Origin of the sequence: Stenotrophomonas acidaminiphila (assembly GCF_001431595.1) — a bacterium.
In the GTDB taxonomy this organism is placed as follows: Bacteria; Pseudomonadota; Gammaproteobacteria; order Xanthomonadales; family Xanthomonadaceae; genus Stenotrophomonas; species Stenotrophomonas acidaminiphila.
Genome location: NZ_LDJO01000001.1, coordinates 26,711 through 52,609 on the forward strand (window position 1 = coordinate 26,711; position 25,899 = coordinate 52,609).

Here is a 25,899-nt window from a genome sequence, read left to right on the forward strand (position 1 = left end):
AGCGCGTGCCGGTGGTCAGCGACAGGACACTGCCCGGGTGCGGAAACGCCCGGGCAGGTTGTGCAGGAACCAGCGCACGTCAAGCTTGAGGCGATAGCCCTCCCGGGCAAGCCAGCGCCACGGCCCGACCGGTTCCTTCTCCCCGGTGCGGGCCTGGATGATCGACTCGAAGCTCTCGTCGCTGCTGACCAGGCCCGGCTTCAGGCCCAGGCATTCCACGCCGTGCAGCCAGGCCAGGTCCATGTAGTCGTCGACCGCCACGACCCATTCGTCCGCATGCCGCAGGAACCGCTCCGCCGCCGCCGGCGCCAGGTAGTAGCCGAACGTGCACAGCGGGCTGCGCCAGTAGCGGTGCAGGACGAACTCACCGAAACGGCACCACGGTTCGCTGGGCCTGTCGGCGGCATGCAGGCGGAAATACCCCACCTCCTCTGGCAACTGCGGCAGATCGGCCAGCAACCCCGGCAGGCGCGGGTCGATCGCGATGTCGTCTTCCAGCACCAGCATCGGCTGGCCACTTTCCACGCAGCGCTGCCAGAGCAGGTAGTGGCTGGCCCAGCAGCCCACCTCCCCCGGACGGAACGGCCTGCCCTTGCGCAGCAGCCGCTTCTTCTCGGCGACGTGGCCGAAAAGTGGATGCGGCTGGCGCCCGTTCACCGCTGAGAAGAACCGGAAGCGCAGCCCCCGCGCGGCCGCCTGGCGCTCCTTCGACACCCGCCGGTCAGCCGATGCGGGCAGGTTGATGACGTAGATCGGCAGTTCGCTCGTTGACCGAGACATGACAGAGACTTCTGGTTTCAGGGAAACGACGACGGTGGAACGCGGAACGCCCTGCCTGCAGGGCATCCGGGCCCGCGGCGCATACCACCGGCTTCGGGCGGGGCGGCTTCACATGACCCGCACATACCTTCACCAGCATTGCACGACCATCAGAAAACCGACGTGAATGGGCGTCGCCGGCCCATTCAGTCAGTGATTCTTCACCAGCCGCGCATGGAAGAAGCCATCACCGTCGTGCTCGCCCGGCAGGCGCTGGCGCGTCCCGGCATCGTCGTGGCCGAAGCCCTCCGGCAGCCGGTCGATGCGCGCATCCTCCGTCCGCGCCAGGAAGGCGGCGATCTGCTGCTGGTTCTCGCGACGCAGGATCGAACAGGTGGCGTACACCAGCACGCCGCCCGGCGCGAGCACCTGCCACAGGGCATCGAGCAGCCGCGCCTGCTGGGCAACCAGCGCATCGATGTCGCCGGGACGCCGGTGCAACAGCACGTCGGGCTGGCGACGGATCACGCCGGTGGCCGAACACGGCGCATCCAGCAGCACCGCGTCGAAGGGCTCGCCGTCCCACCACGCGGCGCAATCGGCCGCGTCAGCCGCCCGCACCTGCGCCGAGGCGCCCACACCGGTGCGGTTGAAGGTCTCGCGGATGCGCTGCAGGCGCCGCGCATCCACGTCCAGCGCCAGCAGCCGCAGGCCGGGATCGCGTTCCAGCAGGTGCGCCGCCTTGCCGCCAGGGGCGGCGCAGGCATCGAGCACCCGCGCACCGGGCGCCGGCGCCAGTGCATCGGCCACCTGCTGCGCAGACAGGTCCTGTACCGACACCGCGCCCTCACCGAAGCCCGGCAGGCTGGCGACCGGCACCGCGACCGGCAGGCGGATCGCGTCGGCGGCCAGGGCCGAGCCCTCGGCCTCGATGCCCGCCTCGTGCAGCAGCGAGAGATAGGCATCGCGCGGGTAGCGCTGGCGGTTGACCCGCAGCCACAGCGGCGCCGGCTGCAGGCTGGCGGCGAACACCGCCCCGGCCTGCGCCGGCCAGTCCCGGCGCACATGCTCCTGCAGCCAGGCCGGCCATGCGTCCTCGGCACGGGCGTCGGGGAAACCTTCACGCTGCGCCCGGCGCAGCACCGCGTTGACCAGCCCGGCCTGGCGCTCGCGCCCCAGCGCGCGTGCCGCATCGACCGTGGCCGACAGCGCGGCATGGGCCGGCAGCTGCAGCGCATCGAGCTGGGCGAAGCCGGCCAGCAGCAGCCCCTTCAGGTCGGCGTCGCGCGCCCCCAGCGGTTTCTGCAGCCATTGCCGCAACGCCTGCTCGTAGACCGCGTGGCGGCGCAGCGCGGCGAAGCAGATCGCTTCCAGCAGGGCGCGGTCACGGCCATCGTCCAGCTTCGGCAGCACGGCCGCCAGCTCGGCCTTCAACGAACGGCCGCGGCCGGCGACTGCCGCCAACACCTTGGCCGCCAGCAGGCGCGTCTGCACGCCCGGCTGGTGTGCGGCGCCGCCCTTCCACGGCCCGGATGCCGAGACCACCATCCGCTCAGCCCTCCACCGGCAGGTCGCGGCGGGCATTGAGGTAGTCGGCGGCGGTGATCGCCTTGCCGCCCTCGCGCTGCACCACGCGCAGGCGCAGTGCGCCCTGCCCGCAGGCGATGTCGATGCCCTCGCGGGATGCGCCGATCACCGTGCCCGGCGCCTTGCCGCGGTTGTCGTCGGTGGCCACCGCACCATGGATGCGCACGCGCTCGCCGGCCAGCATGGCCTCGGCCACCGGCCACGGGTTGAAGGCGCGCACCCGCCGCGCCAGCGCCGCGGCGTCCTGGCTCCAGTCCAGCCGCGCCTCGGCCTTGTCGAGCTTGTGCGCATAGGTGACGCCGGCCTCGGGCTGCGGCTGCGCGACCGGCTTGAGGCCGGCGCGCAGCAGGCCCAGGCCGTCGGACAACACCTGCGCGCCCATCTCGGCCAGGCGGTCGTGCAGCAGGCCGCCGGTATCGGTGTCGGCGATGGCCGTGCGCTGGCTCAACAGCACCGGCCCGGTATCCAGCCCGGCCTCCATCTGCATCAGGCACACCCCGGTCTCGCCGTCACCGGCCTCGATCGCGCGCTGGATCGGGGCCGCGCCGCGCCAGCGCGGCAGCAGCGAGGCATGCACGTTCCAGCAGCCGTGGGTGGGAATGGCGAGCACCGCCCTGGGCAGGATCAGGCCATAGGCGACCACGACCATCAGGTCCGGCTGCAGGTCGCGCAGTTGCTGCTGGGCCTCGGCGCCCTTCAGGCTCTCGGGCTGGAACACCGGGATCCCGCGGGCGATGGCATCGAGCTTGACCGGCGACGGCATCAGCCCACGGCCGCGGCCGGCCGGACGGTCGGGCTGGGTGTACACCGCGACCACCTCATGGTGGCGCGCGGCCGCACCGAGCGAGGCGACGGCGAATTCCGGCGTACCGGCAAAAACGATTCTCATGGCAATCCAACTCCCGGAAAGAACGACGGCGCCGGGGACGGCGCCGTGCGATGCGCTGGTGCACGCCCGGCCAGGCCGGGGGCGCGGCTCAGGCGACGTGCTTGCGCTGCTTGGCCAGCTTCTTGCGCACCATCTCGCGCTTGAGCGGCGAGAGGTAATCGATGAACAGCTTGCCGTCCAGGTGGTCCATCTCGTGCTGGATGCAGGTGGCCAGCAGGCCTTCGGCCTCCAGCTCCCGTGCGCGGCCCTCGCGGTCGAGGAAGCGCACCACGATGCTGTCGGCACGGGTCACGTCGGCATAGATGCCGGGCACCGACAGGCAGCCTTCCTGGTAGACCCGGCCGCCTTCGCTGGCGCTGGCGATCTGCGGGTTGATGAAGACCTGCGGCGCGTCGTGCTCCTCGCTGACGTCGATCACCATGAAGCGCTTGTGCACGTCCACCTGGCTGGCGGCCAGGCCGATGCCGGGGGCGTCGTACATGGTCTGGAACATGTCGTCGAGCAGCTGCTGGAACGCCGGGGTGGTCACTTCGGCAGGGTCGACCGGGACCGCCTTGGTGCGCAGCCGCGGGTCGGGGAATTCGAGAATGGGCAGGAGGGCCATGGGGTGCACCGGATGGGAGATGCCGCACAATTCGGCAGGACGTCCCAATTCTAGCGCCTGCGCTTGCCCCGCGCCCCGGGTTCTGCACTATAGTGCGCGAACCTGTTGGGGAATCAGGCAGATCGCAGCCATGCTGAAACAAATACGTACGGTCGCCGCCGTCGCGTTGCTGACCGTGACGACCTATGCGGTGGCGGTCGAGACGGGCGCCAGCCATCCGGACACCTACGTGGTGCGCAAGGGCGACACGCTGTGGGACATCGCCGCCCGTTTCCTGAAGAAGCCGTGGCTTTGGCCGGAGATCTGGCAGGCCAACCCGCAGGTCAAGAATCCGCACCTGATCTACCCGGGCGACGTCCTGAGCCTGGCCTACCTGGACCGGGTGACGCCGCAGGGCACCGTCCAGCCGGGCAAGCGCGACGAAGCGCCGATCAACGCGATCCCGCTGGCCCAGGTTGAACCGTTCCTGAAGAACCTGACCGTCATGGACAGCTTCAAGGAACTGCCCTACGTGGTCGGCCTGGAAGACAACCGCATGCGCGCCAGTGCCGGGCAGCAGGCCTATGTCCGCGGCCTGCAGGGCGCACAGCCCGGCCAGCGCTATGCCGTGCTGCGGCCCACGGTGCGTTATGGGCAGCCCAAGCCCAGCGACGACCTGGACGAACGCGGCAACGTGACGCCGTTCACCGGCGACCTGTGGAAGAGCTACGTGGCCAGCAGCGACCGCCATGAACTACTGGGTTACGAACTGGCCCAGGTCGCGACCGGCACGGTCACGCACGTTGGCAGCGGCGAGCGCGAAACCAGCACCCTGCTGCTGCAGGCCAGCGGCCGCGAAGTGCGCGCCGGCGACCGCCTGGTCCCGGTCCAGGCCAACCCCTACGACCTGCAGTTCGTGCCGCACGCGCCCACCGCAGCGGTGGCCGACGGCCACCTGCGTGTCCTGGCCGTGGCCGATACCCTGACCTCGGGCGGCCCGCGCGATGTCATCGCCATTTCCGGCGGCGCCCGTGACGGTATCGACAACGGCACCGTGTTCTCGGTCTGGCGCAGCGGCCGCCATGTCACCGACCGGGTGACCGGCATGGCCACCTCGCGTACCGATGATGGGCTCAAGCCCGGCGCCGGCCGGGTGTCGCTGCCGGCCGAATATGCCGCGCACGCAATGGTGTTCCGCACTTTCGACAAGGTCAGCTATGCGCTGGTGATGGAAGGCACCAAGCCGGCGCGCGTCGGGTACGAGCTCAAGCACCCGGACGCCCAGTAAGCGACGCGGCGTAATCCCACGCAGCAGTACGACGGCGCCCGAGGGCGCCGTCGTCGTTTCCGGGCCAGCATGCGCGCATGCCAGCCCTTCCCGACCCCACCGGCGAGCGCGCAGATGAAACCCGGGCGCTGTTGGCACTGGTGCTGGCCGGCGGCCGTACCCGGCCACTGCGCGACCTGCTCGACCACTTCGGCAGCGCATGCCATGCACTGGCCGCCGGGCCCCGGGCCTGGCAGGCCGCCGGCCTGGACCGTCAACAGGTGCAGGCACTGGGCACCGCGGCGCCGGCGGCCAGCGAACAAGCCCGCCGCTGGCTGGAGCACCCTCGCCACCACCTGCTTGGCTGGGGCGACGACGACTACCCGCCGCTCCTGCGCAGTTGCCAGAATCCACCGCTGGCCCTGTTCATCGACGGCGACCCGGCATGCCTGTGGCAGCCCGCCATCGCCGTCGTCGGCAGCCGCAATCCCAGTGCGGCAGGGTGCGAGAACGCCTACGAGTTCGCCCGCGCACTGTCGGCAAGCGGGCTGGCGATCGGCAGCGGCCTGGCCGCGGGGATCGACGCGGCCGCCCATCGCGCCGCGCTGGACGCCGGTGGCGCCACGTTCGCGGTGATCGGCACCGGTCCGGACCTGGCCTACCCGCGCCGCCATGCCCCTCTCCAGACGCTGGTCGCCGCCCGCGGCGCGGTGGTCAGCGAGTATCCGCCCGGCACACCGCCGCGCAACGGCCAGTTTCCGGCCCGCAACCGGGTGCTGGCAGCACTGTGCCTGGGTACGGTGGTGATCGAGGCCGCCGCGCGTTCCGGGGCGCTGATCACCGCCCGGCTGGCGGCCGAAGCCGGGCGCGAGGTGTTCGCGGTGCCCGGATCGATCCGCAATGCCATGGCGCGTGGCTGCCACCGCCTGATACGCGACGGTGCAATCCTGGTGACACAACCGGCCGACATTCTTGAAGGCGTGGCCAATCTGGCCGGCGAACTGGCAGGCGCCTTGCAAAACCGGTTGCTGACCCCCATTCCAGAGGCCCCGGGCAGTGCTTGCCCGGCCCCCACCCCACCGGACCCGGACTACCAGCGCTTGTGGAATGCGCTGGGCCACGACCCAACCGGTATGGATTCGTTGATCAGGCGCACTGGATTGACGGCCAGCAGGCTGTCATCCATGCTGCTGGTCATGGAACTGGAAGGGAAGGTGTCGTCCGCATACGGCTGCTACACCCGCACCTGAGGTTCCTTCACCTCCACAGCGCCGCATGGCGCAGGCCGAGGCAATGAAAGAGAGCATCCTGGACGTCCTGCTGTATCTGTTCGAACACTATTTCAGCGAGGACGCCGATCTCATCCGAGACCGCGACTCCCTGCAGAACGGCCTGATCCAGGCCGGTTTCAGCCCCACCGAGATCAGCAAGGCCTTCGACTGGCTCGACGCCCTGGCCGAGCAGCGCCCGGCCGTGGGCCAGGCCCGGGTGGACGGGCCGGTACGCATCTTCCATGGCCCGGAACTGGACAAGCTGGACGTGGAGAGCCGCGGCTTCCTGCTTTTCCTGGAACAGCACGGCATCCTCGATGCCGACCAGCGCGAACTGGTGCTGGACCGGGCGATGGCGCTGGACCAGGACGAACTGGACCTGGACGACCTCAAATGGGTGGTGCTGATGGTGCTGTTCAACCAGCCCGGCGCCGAAGCCGCCTACGCCTGGATGGAAACGCAGATGTTCGTCGACGAACCGGAGCCGCTGCACTGAGTACCCGTGGCGCGTTGCATCGCGCCCCGGAATCGGCGTGCGGCGCGAATGGACGCATCGGCCCCCGCGCCGACCTGGACCGGGGCGCATGGCCCGGCATTTCCACCGGGCTGGGTACCGGCCGAAGCAGCACGCCCCTGCACGCCCAGGCGTGCCCTAGCCTGGACAGCCACAAGGAGTCCCCGTGAGCGAGTGGTTCTATGCCGAGGGCAACCGCGAACGCCGCGGTCCGCTGCCCGCAGCGAGCATCGTCGAGCTGTTCCATTCCCGGCGCATTGCCGGCGACACCCTGGTGTGGCGCGAAGGTGCCACCGACTGGCGGCCGCTGAGCGAGTTCGCCGACGAACTCGGCCTGGACATGCCGCCAGGCCAGCCCGTCGCGCCGCCGTTGCCGCCCCCGGTGCAGCACGCGCCTGCCGTCGAGCCGGCGCCGGCGCGGCCCGGACTGTCCGGGTGCGCCGTGGCCGGCGTGGTCGCCGCGGTAGTGGGCGTGGTGCTGCTGGCGATCGGCGGCATTCTCGCCGCCATCGCGATACCCGCCTACAACAGCTACCTGATGCGCGCGAAGATAACCGCGGCGTGGGCGCAGCTGCAGCCGCTCACCCAGGACGTCGCCCGGTTCGCCAGCGCGGCCGGCCACTGCCCGGTCAACGGCGACAGCGGCTTCGAAAGCCCGGAAAGCTACGCCGCCGGCGATGTCGCGAGCGCGCGCGTCGGCCGTTTCGAGAACGGCCACTGCGGCGTGGAGGCGCGTTTCCGGGTACCCGGCAAACAGGCGCTTGACGGCAAGCACCTCTGGCTCGACTACGATACGCAGACCGCCACCTGGACATGCAGCTCCGACGTGGCGGACGAACATCTGCCAGCCCAGTGCCGCGGCTGAGCCGGGACGAACACCACCTTACAGGGGAATATTGATGAGTCAGTGGTATTACGCCGATGCGCAGCGCGAGCGGCATGGGCCGGTCGAAGCCGATGTCCTGCGCGACAAGTTCCGCAGGAACGAGCTGGACCTGGGCAGCCTGGTCTGGCGCGAGGGCATGTCGCAGTGGCAACCGCTCTCGGCGATGGCCGAGGAGCTGCAGCTGCTGGTGCCGGCGGCCGCCACGGCCGGCATCGACCTGCGCGCGGACTACCAGGCCATCGAGGACGGCACCGCCGTCGCCAAGGCCAGCGCGGCGGCGCCATCGCCGTATGCGGCGCCCGCCAGCGCCACCACCGGCGAAGCGGTGGTCAACGGCGGCGAGATCGTCTACGCCGGCTTCTGGAAGCGGGTGGCGGCCTATTTCATCGACAGCCTGATCGTCGGCATCGTCGGTGGCGTGGTGGCGATGGTCATCGGCATGGTGCTGGGCATCGGCATGGCCGGCGTCGGCGGCGGCAGCGATGCCATGGGCGCGGGGTTCATCGCGATCCAGCTGCTGACCAACCTCGTCTCCATCGGCCTGGCCGCCGCCTACTACGCCGGCTTCCATGCCTCGTCCGGCAAGGCCACCCTGGGCAAGATGGCGGTGGGCATCAAGGTGGTGCGCAGCAACGGCGAGCGGATCACCATCGCGCGCGGCATCGGCCGCTACTTCGCGGCCATGCTCAGCGGCCTGATCCTGTGCATCGGTTACCTGATGGCCGCCTTCACCGAGCGCAAGCAGAGCCTGCACGACATGATCTGCGACACCCTGGTGGTGGACAAATGGGCCTTCACCGACCACCCGGAATGGCAGCAGCGCGGGCTGGGCACGGTGACCATCGTGATCCTCTCGCTGTTCGGCGTAATGGTGCTGGTGGGCCTCGTCGCGCTGCTGGCGATCATCGGCATCGCCGCCTCCAGCTTCAGCTGAGTCACATGCCGCCGCTTGACAACGGCGGCCTCTCCGTGATTTCTCTGGACAAGGAAAGCTGAACGCCCGGGCCCTGCCCGGGCGTTGCGCATCTCCGTATCGGCCCCCGCGGCTTCACTATCGGGCGCGTTTGCGCCACCCTAGCGCCCCCCACCGGGCCCCGCCCTCCCCGCAAGAACCCACTGACATGCCCAAGCACCTGCTCATCGTCGAATCGCCCGCCAAGGCCAAGACGATCAACAAATACCTCGGCAAGGACTTCACCGTCCTGGCCTCGTATGGGCACGTGCGCGACCTGGTCCCGAAGGAAGGCGCGGTCGATCCGGACCACGGTTTCGCCATGCGCTACGACCTGATCGAGAAGAACGAAAAGCACGTCGAGGCCATCGCCAAGGCCGCCAAGGGCGCCGACGACATCTTCCTGGCGACCGACCCGGACCGCGAGGGCGAGGCGATCAGCTGGCACATCGCCGAGATCCTGAAGGAACGCGGGCTGCTGAAGGACAAGTCGATGCAGCGCGTGGTCTTCACCGAGATCACCCCGCGCGCGATCAAGGAAGCGATGGCGCAGCCGCGCGCCATCGCCGACAACCTGGTCGACGCCCAGCAGGCGCGGCGCGCGCTGGATTACCTGGTCGGCTTCAACCTCTCCCCGGTGCTGTGGCGCAAGGTGCAGCGCGGCCTGTCCGCCGGCCGCGTGCAGAGCCCGGCGCTGCGCATGATCGTCGAGCGCGAGGAGGAGATCGAGGCGTTCAAGGCGCGCGAGTACTGGTCGATCCAGGCCGACTGCGCGCATCCGACCCAGCATTTCTCGGCCAAGCTGATCAGGCTGGACGGGCAGAAGTTCGAGCAGTTCACCATCACCGACGGCGACACCGCCGAGGCCGCGCGCCTGCGCATCCAGCAGGCCGCGCAGGGCCGCCTGCACGTCACCGACGTCGCCAGCAAGGAGCGCAAGCGCCGCCCGGCGCCGCCGTTCACCACCTCCACCCTGCAGCAGGAAGCCTCGCGCAAGCTCGGCTTCACCACGCGCAAGACCATGCAGGTCGCGCAGAAGCTGTACGAAGGCGTGGCGATCGGCGAGGAAGGCACCGTCGGCCTGATCTCCTACATGCGTACCGACTCGGTGAACCTGTCGCAGGACGCGCTGGTCGAGATCCGCGACGTGATCGCCCGCGACTACGGCACCGCCTCGCTGCCGGACAAGCCCAACACCTACACCACCAAGAGCAAGAACGCCCAGGAGGCGCACGAAGCGGTGCGCCCGACCTCGGCGCTGCGCACGCCGGCGCAGGTGGCCAGGTTCCTGACCGACGACGAGCGCCGGCTGTACGAGCTGATCTGGAAGCGCGCCGTGGCCTGCCAGATGATCCCGGCCACGCTCAATACCGTCAGTGTCGACCTGTCCGCCGGCAGCGAGCACGTGTTCCGCGCCAGCGGCACCACCGTGGTGGTGCCCGGCTTCCTGGCCGTCTACGAGGAAGGCAAGGACAGCAAGAACGCCGAGGACGAGGACGAGGGTCGCAAGCTGCCGGCGATGAAGCCCGGCGACAACGTGCCGCTGGAGCGGATCGGCGCCGAACAGCATTTCACCCAGCCGCCGCCGCGCTACACCGAAGCGGCGCTGGTGAAGGCGCTCGAGGAATACGGCATCGGCCGTCCCTCGACCTACGCCTCGATCATCCAGACCCTGCTGTTCCGCAAGTACACCGAGATGGAAGGCCGCAGCTTCAAGCCCACCGACGTCGGCCGCGCGGTCAGCAAGTTCCTGTCCAGCCACTTCACCCGCTACGTCGACTACGACTTCACCGCCAAGCTCGAGGACGAGCTGGACGCGGTGTCGCGCGGCGAGGAGGAATGGGTGCCGCTGATGGAGCGCTTCTGGGGCCCGTTCAAGGAACTGGTCAGCGACAAGAGCGAATCGCTGGACCGCACCGACGCCGGCAGCGCGCGCGTGCTCGGCACCGACCCGGGCAGCGGCAAGGAAGTGAGCGCGCGCATCGGCCGCTTCGGGCCGATGGTGCAGATCGGCACCGTCGAGGACGAGGAAAAACCGAAGTTCGCCTCGCTGCAGCCCGGCCAGAGCATCTATTCCATCTCGCTGGAAGACGCGCTGAAGCTGTTCGACATGCCGCGCAGGCTCGGCGCCGACGCCAATGGCGAGGAAGTGAGCGTGGGCATCGGCCGCTTCGGCCCGTTCGCCAAGCGCGGCAGCACCTACGCCTCGCTGAAGAAGGAGGACGATCCGTACAAGATCGACCTGGCCCGCGCGCTGTTCCTGATCGAGGAAAAGGAAGAGATCGCCCGCAACCGCATCATCAAGGAGTTCGAGGGTTCGGACATCCAGGTGCTCAACGGCCGGTTCGGTCCCTACATCAGCGACGGCACCCTCAATGGCAAGATTCCCAAGGACCGCGAGCCAGCCTCGCTGACCCTGGCCGAAGTCCAGCAGCTGATGGCCGAGACCGGCAAGCCGGCGCGCAAGGGCTTCGGCGCGAAAAAGGCCGCCACCAAGAAGGCCGCGGCGAAGAAGAGCGCGGTGAAGAAGGACGCCGCGCCGAAGAAGCCGGCCGCCAAAAAGGCCCCGGCCAAGAAAGCGGCGGCCAAGAAGGCCACGACCACCAAGACCCCGGTGAAGAAGGCCGTCAAGAAAGCCGTCGTGAAGGCCGTGAAGGCACCGGTGGACGACGACACGCCGCCGTTCTGAGCGTGGCCTCCCGCTGCCGCCCCGGCAGGGGGATAATCGGTGTACCTGCTCCAGGCCGCCCACGGGCGGTCTGGTGCGTTTGGCCTCCCTGCGTTCCCACGGCCGTCGCCGCGGCAGCCAACGGTACCCCCGATGATTGAACTCGATCTGCAGAATGTGGTCCCGGCGCTGCGCGCCGGAAGCGTCATCGCCTACCCGACCGAGGCGGTCTGGGGCCTGGGCTGCGACCCGGCCAACGAAACAGCCGTGATGAAGCTGCTGGCGCTCAAACAGCGGCCGGTCGAAAAGGGCATGATCCTGATCGCCGCCGACGTGGCGCAGCTGCAGGGCTGGGTGCGACTGGACGCACTGGCCGCGGACCGCCTCCAGGCGGTGCTGGACAGCTGGCCCGGGGCCAATACCTGGATCGTGCCGGCCGGGCCGCTCGCCCCGCGCTGGATCACCGGCGAGCACAGCGGCATCGCGGTGCGGGTCAGCGCGCATCCGCAGGTACGCGCCCTGTGCCAGGCCTGGGGCGGCCCGCTGGTCTCGACCAGCGCCAACCTCGCCGGGCAGCCGCCGGCACGCGCCCGCGACCAGCTAGACCCGGCCCTGCTGGCACAGCTCGACGGCCTGCTCGACGGCGCCACCGGCGGGCTGGCGCAGCCCACCCGCATCCGCGTCGCCGCCACCGGGCAGGTGCTGCGCGAATAGGCCGCCCGGCGTGGGACCCGCTCCGGGGGCGGCAGGCGCCCGGCAGCGCACCGGAGACGCCCGCCTACCCGCCGTGCGCCATATGCGGCACCATGGCCGCATGCGCGTCCGCCTGCTCCTGCCCGGGTTCCTGGGCCTGCTGCCCGCCATGGCGATGGCCACCGAGCCGCCGCCCGCGGGCAGCGTGCGCATCTACCGCTGCGTCGCCGGCAATGGTGCGGTCACGCTGCAGGACGCCCCCTGCAACGGCGCGCACCGCCAGCAGGTGCTGGACATGCAGCGCCCCCAGGACCCGCCGCCGCGGCCGGTGGCGGCACCCACGACGCCCCCTGCGCCACCGCCGCCCGAGCGCGAGGTACGCATCGTGACCGTACAGCCGCCGCAACCCCTGTACGAGTGCATCGCGCCGGACGGCGAGCGTTACACCAGCGATGACGGCGTCGGCAATCCACGCTGGGTGCCGTTGTGGGTCGGCGGTTATTACCCGCCGGGGCCCATGGGCAGCCCCGCCCCGGGCTCCGCTGGCGGCGGACTCCAGGGCGGACGGCCCGGCCACGGCCATCCCCATCCCGGCGGGGCCGCGGTCGCCACCGGCACCTGGGTCCGCGACGCCTGCCACCCGCTGCCGCAGCAGGAAGTGTGCGCGCGACTGCGCGACCGCCGCTGGGAACTGGTGCGGCGCTACAACAGCGCGCTGCAGAGCGAACGCCAGGCCCTCACCCGCGAACAGCGCGGCATCGAGGCGCGGCTGGGCCGCGACTGCGGCGGTTACTGACCGGTACCGCTGGTGGCTGCCGGCCAGCGCAGCTCGCAACGGGCCATGCCGGCCGCCACCTGCATTTCCAGCCGCCAACCGACACGCGCGGCCAGCCGCCGGGCGATCTCCAGGCCGAGGCCAAAGCCCGGCACGTCGGCCGCCGCCTGCCGGTTGCATATCACCAACCGCCCAGCATCGGCCTCCACGCCGATGACGCCGGCGTCGCCGTGCTGGATCGCATTGAGCAGCAGATTGGCCAGCAGCGTCTCCACCACCTCGCGCGGCGCGTCCCAACACAGCCCCGGGGCGATGCGGACGTCGAACGCCTGCGCGCGGGCGCCCGCCAGCGGTTGCAGTTCGTCGACCAGTTCGTCCAGCGCCGGCCGCGCCGGGGTGGGTTGCCCGCCGCACAGCACCGTATCGGCGGACAGCCACAGGATCGCGTTGCCCGCCCGCTCCAGCCGCGACAGCGCGCGCCGCAGCCGCGACAACGCCGGAGACGATGGAGTCGCCGCCGTGGCTTCTTCCAGCAGCGCCAGGCTGGTGCGTGCCGACTGCAGCGGCGTGCGCAGCTCATGGGCGAGGAAGGCGAGCGTCTGCCGCTCGCGTTCGACCGCCTGGTGGCGGCCGCGCCAGACATCGGCATGCAGGCGCAGGATCTCGGCGAACTCGTGCACCGGTTCCGCGCCGGCCAGGGCGTCAAGGCTGGCCGGGTCCGGCGCCGACCGCACCTGCGACAGCAGGCGCCGCGCATGCCGCTGCGCACGGCCGACGAAGGCATTGGCCAGCAGCCAGGCGCACAGCAGGGTCGAGCCGAACACCGCCGCGGCAGGGCCCAGGCCGGCGCGCAGGCCGGCGGTCACCGTGAGCTCGCCGGTGACGTCGTACAGCAGCACCGCGCGCGTACCGTCCGCCGCGGACAGCAGCAGCGCATGCACGTAGCGCCCGTCATCGCGCCTGAACTCGGTGATCGTCCCGGCGCCGCGGTCGCCCAGCCGCTGCCGTTCCGCGGCCGGAAGCCGGTCGAACGCGACCCACTGGAAATGCTCGGGCAGTGCCGGCGTGCGCATGTCCGCCGGCAGGGTTGCCGCGACCGTGCGCAGGCGCCGGTCGATGAAGCTGTCTTCCAGCACGAACAGCAACAACAGGGTGGCGCCCGCGAACAGCAGCGACAGCAGCGCGGCGAACAGCATCCAGCGCCGGACCAGCGCGATGCGCAGGCTAAGCCGGCGCATCGCCGCGCTCCGCGCTGAAGCGATAGCCGACGCCGCGCACGGTGGCGACCAGCGGCATGCCGAACACGCGCAGGCAATGCCGGCGCAACTGGTAGACATGCATGCGCAACGGATCGCTGTCCGGCGGCTCGCCCTGCCACAGCAGCTCGCACAGTGCCTGCCGCGACACGACGCCCGGGCTGGCGCGCATCAGCTCGCGCATCAGCACGAAACCGGCGGCATGCAGTGGCAGCGATTGCCCGGCGCGCTGCAGAAGATGGTGCCGCGTATCCAGCACGAAATCGCCGGCGCGCAGCGACAGTCCACCGCTGCAGGCAGCATGCGCGGTGATCGCGCGGGCGCGGGCCAGCAGTTCGGCGGGCGCGAATGGCTTGACCATGTAATCCACCGCTCCCGCCTCGAACGCCGCCAGCTTGTCGTCCAGCGCGCCACGCGCGGTGAGGAACAGCACCGGCGGGCGCAGGCCGGCATCACGCTTGAGCTCCCGGCACAGCGCCAGCCCGTCCTGCCCCGGCAGGTTCACGTCCAGCACCAGCAGGTCGAATGCCTGCGCCTGCAGGCGCAGCCGTGCCTGCGACGCGTTGTAGGCGAAATCCACCTCCACGCCGTGGCTGTCCAGGTAGTCGCCGATACCGGCGGCGATGTCGACATCGTCCTCCACCAGCAGCAGCCGCAATGACGGTGCGCGCAGCTTCATCGCCTTTTCCGTTCGGGGCGCGCGAGTGTAGTCATCCATGCGCCAGGCGTTGCAAGTGCCAGGCATCGCGCCAGCGCTGCTGCATCGCGGCCACCAGCGCATGCATCAGCAGCAGCCGCTTGTCGGCGCCGGGCAGCGAGCGGCGGACCTCCCGTGCGGCGGCGATGCCGCCCCGGCGATAGGCCTCCATCACCCGCACCGCCTGCTCTTCGCCGGTGGCTTCGCGCGGCGCCGGCACATGGCCCAGGGTCCTGACCATCGCCTCGGCGACCGACCACGTCGACCAGGGGTTCTGGCCGGTCACCAGGCGGCCGTCGACCACGGTGTTGTCCAGGTAGAGGCCACCTTCGACGAAGCGCGCGCCGCGCTGCGCCAGCGCGTCCTGCAGCAGCGTGTCGAAGCGCTGGCGCGCATCCTTCATCAGGAACAGCTCCTCGGCATTGCTGAAGCCGGTGACGCGGCGCCCGCGCAGCAGCGGCGTGCCGTCGTCCAGGGTCACCTCGAGCAACGCCGCCGGGCCATGGCATACCGCGCCGATCACGCCGCCGGCACCATGCACATGGCGCACGAGCCGGGCGATCGCGGCATTGCCGGGAAAATCGAACATCGCGCCCTTGCCGCCGACGAAGTACACCGCGGCGTAGCGCGTGGCATCCACCTGCTCCAGCGGCAGGCTGGCCGCGAGCCTGGCCCGCGCCTGCGCGTCGTTGAGGAAGGCATGGTCGGCCACGCCCATGTCCTCGTCGTCCACGCGCATCGGCGGCGGGCCGCCGAGCGGACTGGCGATGTCCACCTCGTAGCCGTTGGCGATGAAGGTGTAATAGGCGCGCGCCAGCTCGGTCAGCTCGAAGCCGGCGCGCTTTTCGGTACCCGGGAACACCCCGGCGCTGCTGACCACGGCCAGGATCCGGCCACGCGCCGGTGGCGGTGCATCGCGCAGGAACGCCAGGTCGGCCACGCGACTGCGCGGATCGGCCGGAGGCTGGCTGCCCAGGTCCAGGCTGTACAGGTAAAGGCCCGCGCCTGCCGCCAGCACCAGCGCCGCAACCAGCCCGCCCAGCAGCAACCGCTTGATCCAACGCCGCATGTTCCACTCCCGGGCCGCGCCCATGTTCGGTATGCGGCCACGTTGCAGCGGCGATGTAGAACCAGGATCAGTCCATGCATCCCGGCGCGGCGGCTCAGAATCCGTAGCGCAGGAAGCCGCCGTCCACCGCGATGCACTCGCCGGTGACGTAGCTTGCAGCCGGCAGGCACAGGAAGCCGACCGCCGCGGCCACTTCCTCCGGCTCGCCAATGCGGCGCATCGGCGTGCGCGCGATCACTTCGTCGTAGTAGTCGGCGTCGGACAGCGGCCCGGAGGTGCGCCGGGTGCGGATGTACCACGGCGCCACCGAGTTCACCCGGATGCCGTCCTCGGCCCATTCGCAGGCGAGGTTGCGGGTCATCTGCTGCAGCGCCGCCTTGGTCATGCCGTAGACCACGCCGCTGCGCACATGGGTGATGCCGGAAACGCTGCCGACGTTGACGATGGCCGAGGCGGCGTGGCGGGTGAGCAGCGGGTAGGCGTAGCGGGATAGCTCGAATGCCGAGAACAGGTTGGTCTCGAAGATGCCGCGCCACTCGTCCTCGCTGTAGTCGTTGGCCGGCCTGGTGATGTTGCCGCCGGCGTTGTTGACCAGCAGGTTCAGCCCGCCATGGTCCTCGACCCAGTCCAGGATCGCCTGGCGGTCCTCGTCGTCGGCGACGTCGGCCGACAGGCCATGGATGGCGCGGTCGGGGAACTCGTCGGCCAGGTCGTCGCGCGCCTGCGCCAGTGCGTCCGCATCGCGCGCCACCAGCAACAGGTCGGCCCCGAAACCGAGCAGTTCGCGCGCGATCGCCAGGCCGATGCCGGCGCTGGCGCCGGTGATCAGTGCGGTCTGTCCGTCCAGCCGCCAGCGGTTCGTGTTCATGGGTGAAGGATACCGCCGCATCGGCCGCGGGTCAGGTTGCCGCCGCGGCGTTGTGTCAGGATGAGGCCAGCCTGCACAGGAGCACGCCGATGGATATCCGTCATTGCCTGTTGCCGATGGCCCTGGCCCTGCTTGCCGGTTGCGGCAGCCCGCGGCCGCCGGAGACCGAGCGCCGGCCCGATCCGCAGGCCGCGGCGACGCGCCGCGACGACGCCCCGGCGCGGGTACAGGCCACCGCCACGCGCGCGGAGCCGGCCCCTACCGGGTGGAAACCTGCGCAGCCGACCGGCAACGCGCCGTAGCCACGCGCACGGCGGCGCCCGCTGAAACGACAACGCCGCCCGGAGGCGGCGTTGCCAGGTCACGCGGTGGCGGCCCTCACAAGCCGCAGAAGCAGTAGGCCAGCGCCTTGACCGGCGCGCCGTTGCGATCCTTCACCGCATCCTCGACGAAGCGCAGCTGCGCATCCATTTCCGGCATCGTGCGCGCCAGCATCAACCGCGCCATGCTGGAATCGGACAGCATCCAGGCGCCGGCGCGGCTGCCGGCGAAGCCGGTCATGAACTGCGCGAACGGCGTGGCCGCCTTCTCGATGTAGTTCACCCGGTACTTGTCCGGGTCGCCGAGCTTGGCGCGCCCGGCGGCGTCGGCGATCGCGGCCTTGAGGCCACCGAACGCGTCCACCAGCCCGCGCTCCTTGGCCTGGGCACCGCTCCACACGCGGCCGCGGGCGACCTCGTCGATGGCGTCCACGTCGCGGCCGCGCGCCTGCGCCACCTTGCCGGTGAAGTCGGCATAGCCCTTGTCGATGACCGACTGCACTACCCGGCCCACCGCAGGATCCATCGGCCGGGTGACGTCGAACGCACCGGCGAAACGGGTGGTGCCCACGCCATCGGTATGCACACCGATCTTGTCCAGGCTGCGCGCGAAGTTGGGGATCATGCCGAAGATGCCGATCGAGCCGGTGATGGTCGATTCGTCGGCGTAGATGCGGTCGGCGTTCATGCTGATCCAGTAACCGCCGGACGCGGCCAGGTCGCCCATCGACACCACCACCGGCTTGCCGGCGGCCTTGAGCGCGTCGACCTCGCGACGGATCTGCTCGGAGGCGAACACTTCGCCGCCCGGGGAATCCACGCGCAGCACCACCGCCTTGACGTCGTCGTCGTCGCGCGCGGCACGCAGCAGCGCCGAGGTGGAGACGCCGCCGACGCGGCCGGCCGGCAGGTCGCCCCCGGCGATTTCGCCCTCGGCCACCACCACCGCCACCTGCGGGCGGTGGTCGATCGGCGAGCGGCGCGCGTCCACCTGGGTCAGGTAGTCGCCCAGCGCGATCTGGCGGAAGCCGCCATCGGCGTCGCTGTCGGCCACGCCACGGTCGGTGAGCAGCGCTTCCACTTCCTCGCGGGTCTTGAGCCCGTCCACCAGCTTCTGCTGCAGGGCGAAGCGCGCCAGGTCGCCACCGGCGGCGGCGATGCCCTCGGGCAGCGTGTCGATGCCGGCGGCCAGCTGCGCGGCGTCGAGCTTGCGCGCCCTGGCGATGTCGCCCAGGTAGCGCTGCCACACGTCGTTCATCCAGAACAGGTCGGCTTCCTTGGCCTGCGGCGAGGCGGCGTCGAGCACGTAGGGCTCGGCGGCCGACTTGTACTCACCCACCTTGAACAGGTGCACGTCCACGCCCAGCTTGTCCTGCAGGCCACTGCGGAAGTACTGGCGGTAGCGCCCCAGGCCTTCAAGCAGCAGGCTGCCCATCGGGTCCAGGTAGACCTCGTCGGCCTGCGCGGCCAGCAGGTACTGCGACTGGCCCATGTTCTCGCTGAAGGCGACCAGCTGCTTGCCGGAGGCGCGCAGGTCCTGCAGCGCGGCGGCGACCTCGCGCATCGACGCGAAGCCCGAGGGCTGCAGCTTGTCCAGTTCCAGCACCACGCGCTCGATCTTCTTGTCGTCGCGCGCGGCCTCGATGGCGCGGATCAGGTCGCGCAGCTGGATTTCCTCGGCGTTGCTGTCGCCCACCGCCTTGGCCAGCGCACGGCTGACCGGGTCGGTGCTGTACTGCTCGACCAGCCGGCCTTCCGGCGCGATCACCAGGGTGGTGCGGTCCTGCAGGATCTTGGCCGACGACGCGCCCTTGCCCATCGCCACCATCATCACGATCAGCACCAGGAACAGCAGGCCGAAGAACACCAGGTTGAGGATCAGCCGCCGGGTGAAGTTCATCACGTCCCACAGCCCGACGAAGAAGCTGGCGATGGGGTTGCGGCGGGGCAGCGGTGGAGGATTCATGGACGCTCCGGAAGGGGCTTGTTGCAAAGCAGGATACCCATAACCGGCGAGCCGGGCATGGGCTTCAAGTCAGGGTGCCGGCTGGAGGAACAGGCGCTGGCTGCTGATCCGCAGGCGCCAGCCCATCAGCACGGCGGCCGCGGTCAGGCCCATGATCAGGCCGATCCACATGCCCTGCGGCCCCCAGCCCAGGCCCAGGCCGAGGCCGGCGCCGAGCGGCATGCCCACGCCCCAGTACGCGAACATGGCGATGAACATCGGCACGCGCGTGTCCTTGAGCCCGCGCAGCGCGCCGGCCGACAGCACCTGGATGCCATCGGGGAACTGGAAGGTCGCCGCGTACAGCAGCAGGGTGGAAGCCAGCGCGGCCACCGCCAGGTCATCGGTGTACAGGCGCACCACCGCGTCGTGGCCCAGCAGCAGCACGGTGATCGACAGCATCTGCGTGACCAGCACGATCGCGTAGCCGGCCCAGGTGGCGCGGCGCACGCCCAGCGGATCGTTGCTGCCCACCGCATGGCCGACGCGTACGGTGGTGGCCTCGGCCACGCCCATCGGGATCATGAAGCACAGCTGGGCGACATTGATCGCGATCTGGTGGGCGCTGGCCTCGACCGCGCCGATACGGCCGATCAGCAGCGCGGTGATGATGAACAGACCGCCTTCCATGAGCACGGTGATGCCGATCGGCAGGCCGGTACGCAGCAGGTCCCAGATCGCGCGCCAGCGCGGCGGCTCGAAATGCCCGAACAGCTGCAGGTGGGCGAAACGCCGGGTCTTCCACAGGTAGCCGGCGAAACACAGCGCCTGCAGCCACATCGTCACCGACGAGGCGATGCCCAGGCCTTCGGCGCCCATTTCGGGAAAGCCGAAGCGGCCGTTGCACAGCGCATAGCCCAGCGGCCCCAGCACCAGCAGCCCGCCGAACCCGAGCAGCATGGTCGGCAACGTCCAGTGCATGCCCTCGCTCAGGTAGCGCATGCAGAAATAAAGCGTCAGCGCCGGCACGCCCCAGCGGATCGCATGCAGGAAGCCGGTGGCGCCGGGCACGATCTCCGGGGCGATGCCGAAGGCCGGCAGGAACGCCGGCACCACGCTGAGGAAAGCGAACATCAGCGCGCTCAGGCCCACGCCCAGCCACAGCGCCTGGCGGAACAGCGGGCCGATGTCGCGCTCGCGGCCGGCGCCGTGCAGCTGCGACACCGAGGCGGTCAGCGAGATCAGGGTGCCGATCGGCACCAGCATCGGCAGCCACAGCAGCGCGGTGCCGATGCTGACAGCGGCGAACGTATCGGTACCGTGGTGGCCGGCGATGGTGTTGTCGACGAAGGCGATCAGGCCAGTCGAAACATGGCCCAGTACAAGCGGCAGGGCGAGCAACCCGGTGGCGCGCACTTCCTGGCGGAAGCGCGGCGTGGCGGTGATGGACATGCGGGGAATGACGCGGACTGCGGCCGGCGCGGGACGCGCTGTTGCCGGGTCGCGGAAGCAGCGCATTGTAATGGCAATGGATGAAGCCGGGTGAAAGACGGCCGCACCACGCCTCCCGGCGCGCGCACCTCAGCGCGATTCGGTGCTTTGCCGCAGCCAGTCCGCACGCTGGGCCTGAGGCAACGCCAGCAGCCGCTCGCGCAGCGCATCGCGTTCCTGCGGCGGGGTGCGTTGCGACAGCACGCCCAGTTGCGCCAGCTGCGTGGCATCGAGCTGGTACAGCAGGGCCAGCATCGGCGCGCGCTGGTGTTCGGGCAGGTAGCCCAGCAACGGTTGCAGCTTCGGATAGTGCGCGCCCAGTTGCGGCCCCAGCCGCCAGCCATCGCGATGCAGCCGATCCAGCGCCACGAAGCGGTTGCGCAGGGCCTCGCGCTCGGCGGGAGGCAACGCCGCCATGTCGGCCGCGGCCCGGCGCACGCGCTGGCGCTCGGATTCGGGCAGCGCGCGCCATGCCGCGTAGCGCGCGCGCAGTTCACGCTGCCGGGCCGGGTCCAGTGCCGGCCAGTGCGCCCGTGGATCGGGCCCGGGGGTGGCAGTGCCTGTTTGCGCGACAGGTACCGCAGGCAGCGCCGCCGGCGTCGCCAGCGACGGCGCGGCCGGCAGCAGCGCAAGCAGTAGCGGCAGCAATCGCTCAATCCTCGGCATCGACCGTCTCCAGTGCGCTACCGGCAGGTTCGGCGCGGCCGGGCTGCGCCTGCGATTCGTCCACCGGCACCGGGCCGCCGGCGGCATACCAGGCATGGAAGTCGGCATCCTGCGCCAGTGCCAGTTCCGGGTCGGCCAGCATCGCGGCATCGTCCGCGGCACGGCTGCCGGGGGCCGCAGGCCCAGCGGCGATGCTGTCATCCGGCAGGGCTTCCACCTGTACCGGGCCGTTGTCCGCCACCGCGCCCTCGGCCGCCGGTGCGGCCGCGCCGGGCAACGCCGGGCCATGTCGCGTCCACCACCAGGCCGCGACCAGCGCCAGCAGCAGCAGCGGCAGGCACAGCAACAGCCAGGTCCGCCGGCTCCAGCGCGCCCGGGTACGGCGCGGCGCGCGCGGGGTACGCGCATCGGCCTCTGCGCGGGGCACCGGCGTTGTCGTGGGTGCCGGTGCGGCAGCGGGTACGGTCGCCGCGCGCAGCTGCTCCAGCTGTTGCAGGCGAGCGGCCGGCAGGTCGCGCACCTGTGCCTGCACCTGCTCGGCCAGGCCGCGCCAGGCCAGCGCATCCGGATGGCCCTGCGCATCCAGCGGGCAGGCAGCAGCCAGCGCACGCCGGTATGCATCGGGCGTGAGCCCCAGCACGGCGGACGCGGCGTCTTCGTCCAGGCCACCGCCGACGCGCAGCAGCAGCGCCAGCCGCGCGGCCGCCGGCAGCCCCTGCAGGTGGGTCAGCGCAGGTGGCCAGTGCCCGTCCGCGGACGCCGCCCGCAATTGCGGGTTGCCGCACAGCAACGCCCAGAAGCGCGCCGGCCAATCGGCCATGGGCATGTCCGTGGCGGGGCCGGCAAAGGCACGCATGGCGGCCGCCACGGCGCGGCCGGCGGCGGCCTCGTCGCCGGTCTGCAGGCTGGCAACGGCCAGGGCGCGGCGTTCGACACCTTTCAGGAAGGCGGACAGGGCGCTGGCTGCGGCCGGCGTGGGGGAGACGGGTGCAGCCATCAGGTGGACTCCTTCATCGCCGGGCATGATACCCAGCCCATCCCGCCCTGCAGCGGCCGCTGGCGGCGGCCTGCACACCGCCTTCACGCCTTTGGCAGCGGCCCTTGCCGCAACTTGTGCACAGCGTCAATAGTCCGGCCCCGATTCCTCGGAATTCCGCCCCGACACCTGCATTTCGCTTTTGTTTCACGAACAAGTTGTTGATTTTAAACGTATTGATGCCGTGGCTATTTTTTGACCAATTTGAGTGAAAGGCTTCAACCACCGCCCTGGACGCGTGGAGCACAACGCTGATGCACAGAGTTATCCACATGTTGTGTGGATAAGCCCAAATCTCCAATCGGGGCCTGCGTTTACGCGGTGTTTATGCTTCCGGCGCTGCACAAGCGCCCGCAAGTGAACGCGCCCGCCGGGGTGGGCGCGATCAGCCCGGCGCCGCCTGGCCCGGGGGTGTGCCGGGCACCGGCCGCCGCCTACACTGCCGCCCATGCCCACCTGCCCCACCCTGCGCATCGCCCTGCCGGTTCCGTTGCCACAGACCTTCGACTACCTGCCTCCGCCCGGCAGTCCGGCGCCGGACGCCGGCGACAAAGGGCGCCGGGTGCGGGTTCCGTTCGGCAACCGCGAGCTGGTCGGCATGGTCGAGGGCATCGGCGCGGTGCAGGACCAGGCGACCCTGCGGGAGGCGCTGCAATGGCTGGATGGCCCACCGCTGCTCGGCGGCGAGCTGCATGCATCGCTGCGCTGGCTGGCCCGCTATACCCATGCGCCGCTGGGCGAGGTGGTCGCCACCGCGCTGCCGGCACCGCTGCGGCGTGGCGAACCGCTGCCCGATACCCACGCCTGGGGCTGGGAGCTGACCGCGGCGGGACGCGAGGGCGCGGCGCGGCTGCGCGGCGGCAGCCGCCCACGGCGCCTGGCCGAACTGTTGGGCGATGGCGCGCTGGGCGAGGAGGTGCTGGCCGTACGCATGGACGGTTGGCGCGAGGCCGGCCGCAGCCTGCTCAAGCGCGGCTTCGCGCAGCGCGTGGCGCTGGCCGAATCGGCGCCGGCTGCCCGGCCGCAGCCCGGTCTGGTGCCCAACGTCCAGCAACAGGCAGCGATCGAGGCGATAACCGCAGCCGACGATTTCCAACCCTTCCTGCTGGACGGGGTCACCGGCAGCGGCAAGACCGAGGTCTACCTGCAGGCCATCGCCCGTTGCCTGGAACAGGGCCGGCAGGCGCTGGTGCTGGTACCGGAGATCGGCCTGACCCCACAGATGCTGGCCCGCTTCCGCAGTCGCCTGGGCATCGCGGTGCATGCGCTGCATTCGGGCCTGAACGACAACGAGCGCGCGCGGGTGTGGGCGGCAGCCGCGCGCGGGCAGGCGCGGGTGATCGTCGGCACCCGTTCGGCGGTGTTCACGCCGCTGCCGGAGGCCGGGTTGCTGATCGTCGACGAGGAACACGACGGCAGCTACAAGCAGCAGGATGGCATCCGCTACCACGCCCGCGACTTCGCCCTGGTGCGTGGCAAGGCGCTGGACGTGCCGGTGGTGCTGGGCAGCGCCACGCCGTCGCTGGAGTCGCTGCACAACGCGCGCGCCGGCCGCTACACCCACCTGCGCCTGCAGCAGCGCGCCGGCGACGCGCGACCACCGGCGGTGCGGGTGTTCGACGTGCGCAAGCGGCCACTGCAGGACGGCCTGTCGCCGGAAGTGCTGGCCGGCATCGAACAGCACCTGCGTGCCGGCAACCAGGTGCTGGTGTTCAAGAACCGGCGTGGTTACGCACCCGTACTGTTGTGCCACGACTGCGGCTGGACCGCGCCGTGCAGCCGCTGCAGCACGCCGTTGCACACCACCCCGATGACCGTGCATGGCGCCGGGCGCCGCCTGCAGTGCCACCACTGCGGCGCGCGCGCGCCGGTACCGCTGGCCTGCCCGGACTGCGCCAGCCTGGCGCTGCAGCCGCAGGGCATCGGCACCGAGCGGCTGGAGGAACGGCTGCTGCAGCTGTTCCCGGATTTCCCGGTACTGCGCATCGACCGTGGCACCACCGCCCGCCGCGACGCGCTGGAACAGACCCTGGCCACGCTCGGCGAGCAACCCGGCATCCTGGTCGGCACCCAGATCCTGGCCAAGGGCCACGACCTGCCGCGGCTGACCCTGGTGGTGGTGGTGGGAATCGACGAGGGCCTGTTCTCGGCCGACTTCCGTGCCAGCGAGAAGCTGGCCCAGCAGTTGATCCAGGTTGCCGGCCGCGCCGGCCGCGCCGACCGCCCCGGCGAGGTCTGGCTGCAGACCCACCACCCGGACAACGCACTGCTGCACACGCTGGTCAACGGCGGCTACCACGCCTTCGCCGACGCCGAACTGGCGCAGCGCGAGGCCGCCGGCTTCCCGCCGTTCGCGCATCTGGCGCTGATGCGCGCCGAGGCCAGGCAGGTGGAGCATGCCAACGCGTTCCTGGCCACGGTGAAACAGGCCATTCCCGCCGCCAGCCCGGTCGAATGCTACGGCCCGATGCCTGCGCCGATGCCGCGCCGCGCCGGTTTCCAGCGCGCCCAGCTGCTGCTGTCGGCGACGCAGCGGCGTGCCCTGCACGGCCTGCTCGACACGCTGATGCCGCAGGTCTACCTGCTGCCGCAGGCACGGCGCGTGCGCTGGTCGCTGGACGTGGACCCGATGGACCTGTACTGAGCGCGGCGGTCCGCCAACAGGGTCACACCGCCACTGCCCACCGCAGATCCGGCCAACCCGGTGCGTACGGGAGGTCCGCCTCCATCGGGGCAAAATCGATGCCCTCGCATATCCATGCCAGCAGCCTGCGGGTCTCGTCCTGGGTATCGACCCCGAGGTCGCGGCGCAGCGCCTGTTCTATGCGCGCGTAGGCATTGACCGCCTCGGCATGCATGCCATTCCCTGCATAGGCGCGCATCATGCGCCGGGCATGCGACTCGTTCCATGCGTCGCGCTGCAGCAGCACGCGCGCGATGTGCAGTGCGGCGTCCCATCGCCCGGCCGCCAGCATCCGGTCGCAATGCCGCTCGGCGACGCCTACCAGTTCGGCCTCCAGTGCAAGGCGCGTGCTTTCCAGCCACGCGCGGAAATCCACGCCGGCGACATCGTCCATGCCGGCAAGGAAAACGTGCTGCCCTTCCAGTATCGCCAGCGCTTCCGCCGGTTCCTCGGCCAGCCGGTCGATGTCGAAGAGCGCCCTCCCGACACGCCGTACCGCCACGCCGTCGCGCTCCACCCACAGCACGCCCGGCCCCAGTTCCGCACGGCAATAGTGCTTCAGGTTGCACAGCACCTGGCGCAGATTGGTCATCGCCTGCGTTTCGCCCAGCTGCGGCCACAGCAGCATGGCCAGCGTCAGCCGCGAATGGCGGCGCTCCGGCTCGGCGGCCAGGTAGCCCAGCAGCGCCCAGCCCTTCCTGTAGATGAGTTGCGGCGGCATGGCCGCGCACGCGCTCAGGAGCCGGACTCCCCCGCGTCCGGCAACCGCGCCGTCCTGTTCCCGCCCTGCTGGACGCGTCCCCATGACATCCCCCGTGCATCCCGTAGTCGGTACCGGCGACCAGCCGGGCATGCCCGACGCGGGGCGCACCATCGCGATGCGCCCGCAGTCACCGGCCCCGGCCATGCCTGCCGGAGCACATTAGCCGGCGCACAAGCAGGCCACATCCACGAAATCAGGTAACGGCTCCCGCTCAGGCAGCCAGCGGCAACTCCAGCGCCACCCGTGGACCGGCCAGCCTTT

23 protein-coding genes are annotated in these 25,899 nt (G+C 70.7%); 10 read left to right on the forward strand and 13 right to left on the reverse strand.

Annotated features, from left to right (window positions below; all coding sequences use genetic code 11):
* Window positions 1–15: 15 nt before the first annotated feature.
* The 4 genes from ABB33_RS00135 to def all read right to left on the reverse strand — a co-directional run bounded on the left by ABB33_RS00135 (window position 16) and on the right by def (window position 3,839).
* A complete protein-coding gene (locus ABB33_RS00135; RefSeq protein ID WP_056930732.1) occupies window positions 16–780 on the reverse strand; it encodes a glycosyltransferase family 25 protein in 765 nt (254 codons plus the stop codon).
* Window positions 781–969: 189 nt separating this feature from the next.
* On the reverse strand, window positions 970–2,307 hold the full coding sequence (gene rsmB / locus ABB33_RS00140) for a 16S rRNA (cytosine(967)-C(5))-methyltransferase RsmB (protein ID WP_056930733.1): 1,338 nt from the start codon (window positions 2,305–2,307) through the stop codon (window positions 970–972).
* 4 nt (window positions 2,308–2,311) lie between these two features.
* Window positions 2,312–3,235, reverse strand: a complete 924-nt coding sequence (gene fmt, locus ABB33_RS00145) for a methionyl-tRNA formyltransferase (protein WP_054661619.1) — start codon at window positions 3,233–3,235, stop codon at window positions 2,312–2,314.
* An 88-nt stretch (window positions 3,236–3,323) separates the two neighbouring features.
* Window positions 3,324–3,839 carry a peptide deformylase gene (gene def / locus ABB33_RS00150; protein WP_054661616.1) on the reverse strand — a complete coding sequence of 172 codons (516 nt, stop codon included), beginning with the start codon at window positions 3,837–3,839 and terminating at the stop codon, window positions 3,324–3,326.
* Window positions 3,840–3,969: 130 nt separating this feature from the next.
* On the opposite strand from def, the gene ABB33_RS00155 reads away from it, so the two are divergent.
* The 8 genes from ABB33_RS00155 (at window position 3,970) to ABB33_RS00190 (ending at window position 12,865) form a co-directional block, all read left to right on the forward strand.
* Window positions 3,970–5,106, forward strand: a complete 1,137-nt coding sequence (locus ABB33_RS00155; RefSeq protein ID WP_056930734.1) for a LysM peptidoglycan-binding domain-containing protein — start codon at window positions 3,970–3,972, stop codon at window positions 5,104–5,106.
* A gap of 77 nt (window positions 5,107–5,183) precedes the next feature.
* Window positions 5,184–6,335 carry a DNA-processing protein DprA gene (gene dprA, locus ABB33_RS00160; protein ID WP_056930735.1) on the forward strand — a complete coding sequence of 384 codons (1,152 nt, stop codon included), beginning with the start codon at window positions 5,184–5,186 and terminating at the stop codon, window positions 6,333–6,335.
* A gap of 43 nt (window positions 6,336–6,378) precedes the next feature.
* Complete coding sequence (locus tag ABB33_RS00165) at window positions 6,379–6,852, forward strand: DUF494 family protein (protein WP_054668528.1); 474 nt, start codon at window positions 6,379–6,381, stop codon at window positions 6,850–6,852.
* A gap of 184 nt (window positions 6,853–7,036) precedes the next feature.
* Window positions 7,037–7,735, forward strand: coding sequence for a pilin (locus ABB33_RS00170; protein WP_056930736.1), 699 nt, complete (start codon window positions 7,037–7,039; stop codon window positions 7,733–7,735).
* A 34-nt stretch (window positions 7,736–7,769) separates the two neighbouring features.
* Window positions 7,770–8,690 carry an RDD family protein gene (locus ABB33_RS00175; RefSeq protein WP_056930737.1) on the forward strand — a complete coding sequence of 307 codons (921 nt, stop codon included), beginning with the start codon at window positions 7,770–7,772 and terminating at the stop codon, window positions 8,688–8,690.
* 187 nt (window positions 8,691–8,877) lie between these two features.
* Complete coding sequence (locus ABB33_RS00180) at window positions 8,878–11,397, forward strand: DNA topoisomerase I (RefSeq protein ID WP_056930738.1); 2,520 nt, start codon at window positions 8,878–8,880, stop codon at window positions 11,395–11,397.
* A gap of 132 nt (window positions 11,398–11,529) precedes the next feature.
* Entirely contained in the window at window positions 11,530–12,090 is a 561-nt protein-coding gene (gene tsaC / locus ABB33_RS00185) for an L-threonylcarbamoyladenylate synthase type 1 TsaC (protein WP_056930739.1), read from the forward strand.
* Window positions 12,091–12,190: 100 nt separating this feature from the next.
* Window positions 12,191–12,865, forward strand: a complete 675-nt coding sequence (locus ABB33_RS00190; protein ID WP_056930740.1) for a hypothetical protein — start codon at window positions 12,191–12,193, stop codon at window positions 12,863–12,865.
* On the opposite strand, the gene ABB33_RS00195 is transcribed toward ABB33_RS00190, so the two are convergent.
* From ABB33_RS00195 to ABB33_RS00210, 4 genes are all read right to left on the reverse strand, one after another.
* Window positions 12,859–14,082: a sensor histidine kinase gene (locus ABB33_RS00195; protein WP_056930741.1), complete on the reverse strand. Its 1,224-nt coding sequence runs from the start codon at window positions 14,080–14,082 to the stop codon at window positions 12,859–12,861. The genes ABB33_RS00190 and ABB33_RS00195 overlap by 7 nt on opposite strands.
* A complete protein-coding gene (locus tag ABB33_RS00200; protein ID WP_056930742.1) occupies window positions 14,069–14,779 on the reverse strand; it encodes a response regulator transcription factor in 711 nt (236 codons plus the stop codon). Before ABB33_RS00200 ends, ABB33_RS00195 begins: the two co-directional genes overlap by 14 nt.
* Window positions 14,780–14,810: 31 nt before the next feature.
* Window positions 14,811–15,866 carry a type 1 glutamine amidotransferase domain-containing protein gene (locus ABB33_RS00205; protein WP_161809390.1) on the reverse strand — a complete coding sequence of 352 codons (1,056 nt, stop codon included), beginning with the start codon at window positions 15,864–15,866 and terminating at the stop codon, window positions 14,811–14,813.
* Window positions 15,867–15,960: 94 nt separating this feature from the next.
* On the reverse strand, window positions 15,961–16,734 hold the full coding sequence (locus tag ABB33_RS00210) for an SDR family oxidoreductase (protein ID WP_054661583.1): 774 nt from the start codon (window positions 16,732–16,734) through the stop codon (window positions 15,961–15,963).
* 89 nt (window positions 16,735–16,823) lie between these two features.
* On the opposite strand from ABB33_RS00210, the gene ABB33_RS00215 reads away from it, so the two are divergent.
* The gene (locus tag ABB33_RS00215) at window positions 16,824–17,036 is read left to right on the forward strand and encodes a hypothetical protein (protein WP_152984896.1); all 213 of its coding nucleotides are present in this window, start codon (window positions 16,824–16,826) and stop codon (window positions 17,034–17,036) included.
* Window positions 17,037–17,112: 76 nt separating this feature from the next.
* Here ABB33_RS00215 and sppA read toward each other — a convergent pair whose 3' ends face one another.
* From sppA to ABB33_RS00235, 4 genes are all read right to left on the reverse strand, one after another.
* Entirely contained in the window at window positions 17,113–19,020 is a 1,908-nt protein-coding gene (gene sppA / locus ABB33_RS00220; protein ID WP_056930744.1) for a signal peptide peptidase SppA, read from the reverse strand.
* Window positions 19,021–19,089: 69 nt separating this feature from the next.
* The gene (locus ABB33_RS00225; protein ID WP_054661573.1) at window positions 19,090–20,451 is read right to left on the reverse strand and encodes an MATE family efflux transporter; all 1,362 of its coding nucleotides are present in this window, start codon (window positions 20,449–20,451) and stop codon (window positions 19,090–19,092) included.
* Window positions 20,452–20,580: 129 nt separating this feature from the next.
* Window positions 20,581–21,156 (reverse strand): DUF3106 domain-containing protein, encoded by a 576-nt coding sequence (locus ABB33_RS00230; RefSeq protein WP_082594912.1) that lies wholly within the window; start codon window positions 21,154–21,156, stop codon window positions 20,581–20,583.
* On the reverse strand, window positions 21,143–22,153 hold the full coding sequence (locus tag ABB33_RS00235) for a hypothetical protein (protein ID WP_056930745.1): 1,011 nt from the start codon (window positions 22,151–22,153) through the stop codon (window positions 21,143–21,145). The genes ABB33_RS00230 and ABB33_RS00235 overlap by 14 nt, the downstream gene beginning before the upstream one ends.
* Before the next feature lie 487 nt (window positions 22,154–22,640).
* Here ABB33_RS00235 and ABB33_RS00240 point away from each other — a divergent pair, with 487 nt between their 5' ends.
* On the forward strand, window positions 22,641–24,836 hold the full coding sequence (locus ABB33_RS00240; RefSeq protein WP_056930746.1) for a primosomal protein N': 2,196 nt from the start codon (window positions 22,641–22,643) through the stop codon (window positions 24,834–24,836).
* 22 nt (window positions 24,837–24,858) lie between these two features.
* Here ABB33_RS00240 and ABB33_RS00245 read toward each other — a convergent pair whose 3' ends face one another.
* Entirely contained in the window at window positions 24,859–25,596 is a 738-nt protein-coding gene (locus tag ABB33_RS00245; RefSeq protein WP_056930747.1) for an AfsR/SARP family transcriptional regulator, read from the reverse strand.
* Window positions 25,597–25,899: the final 303 nt, after the last annotated feature.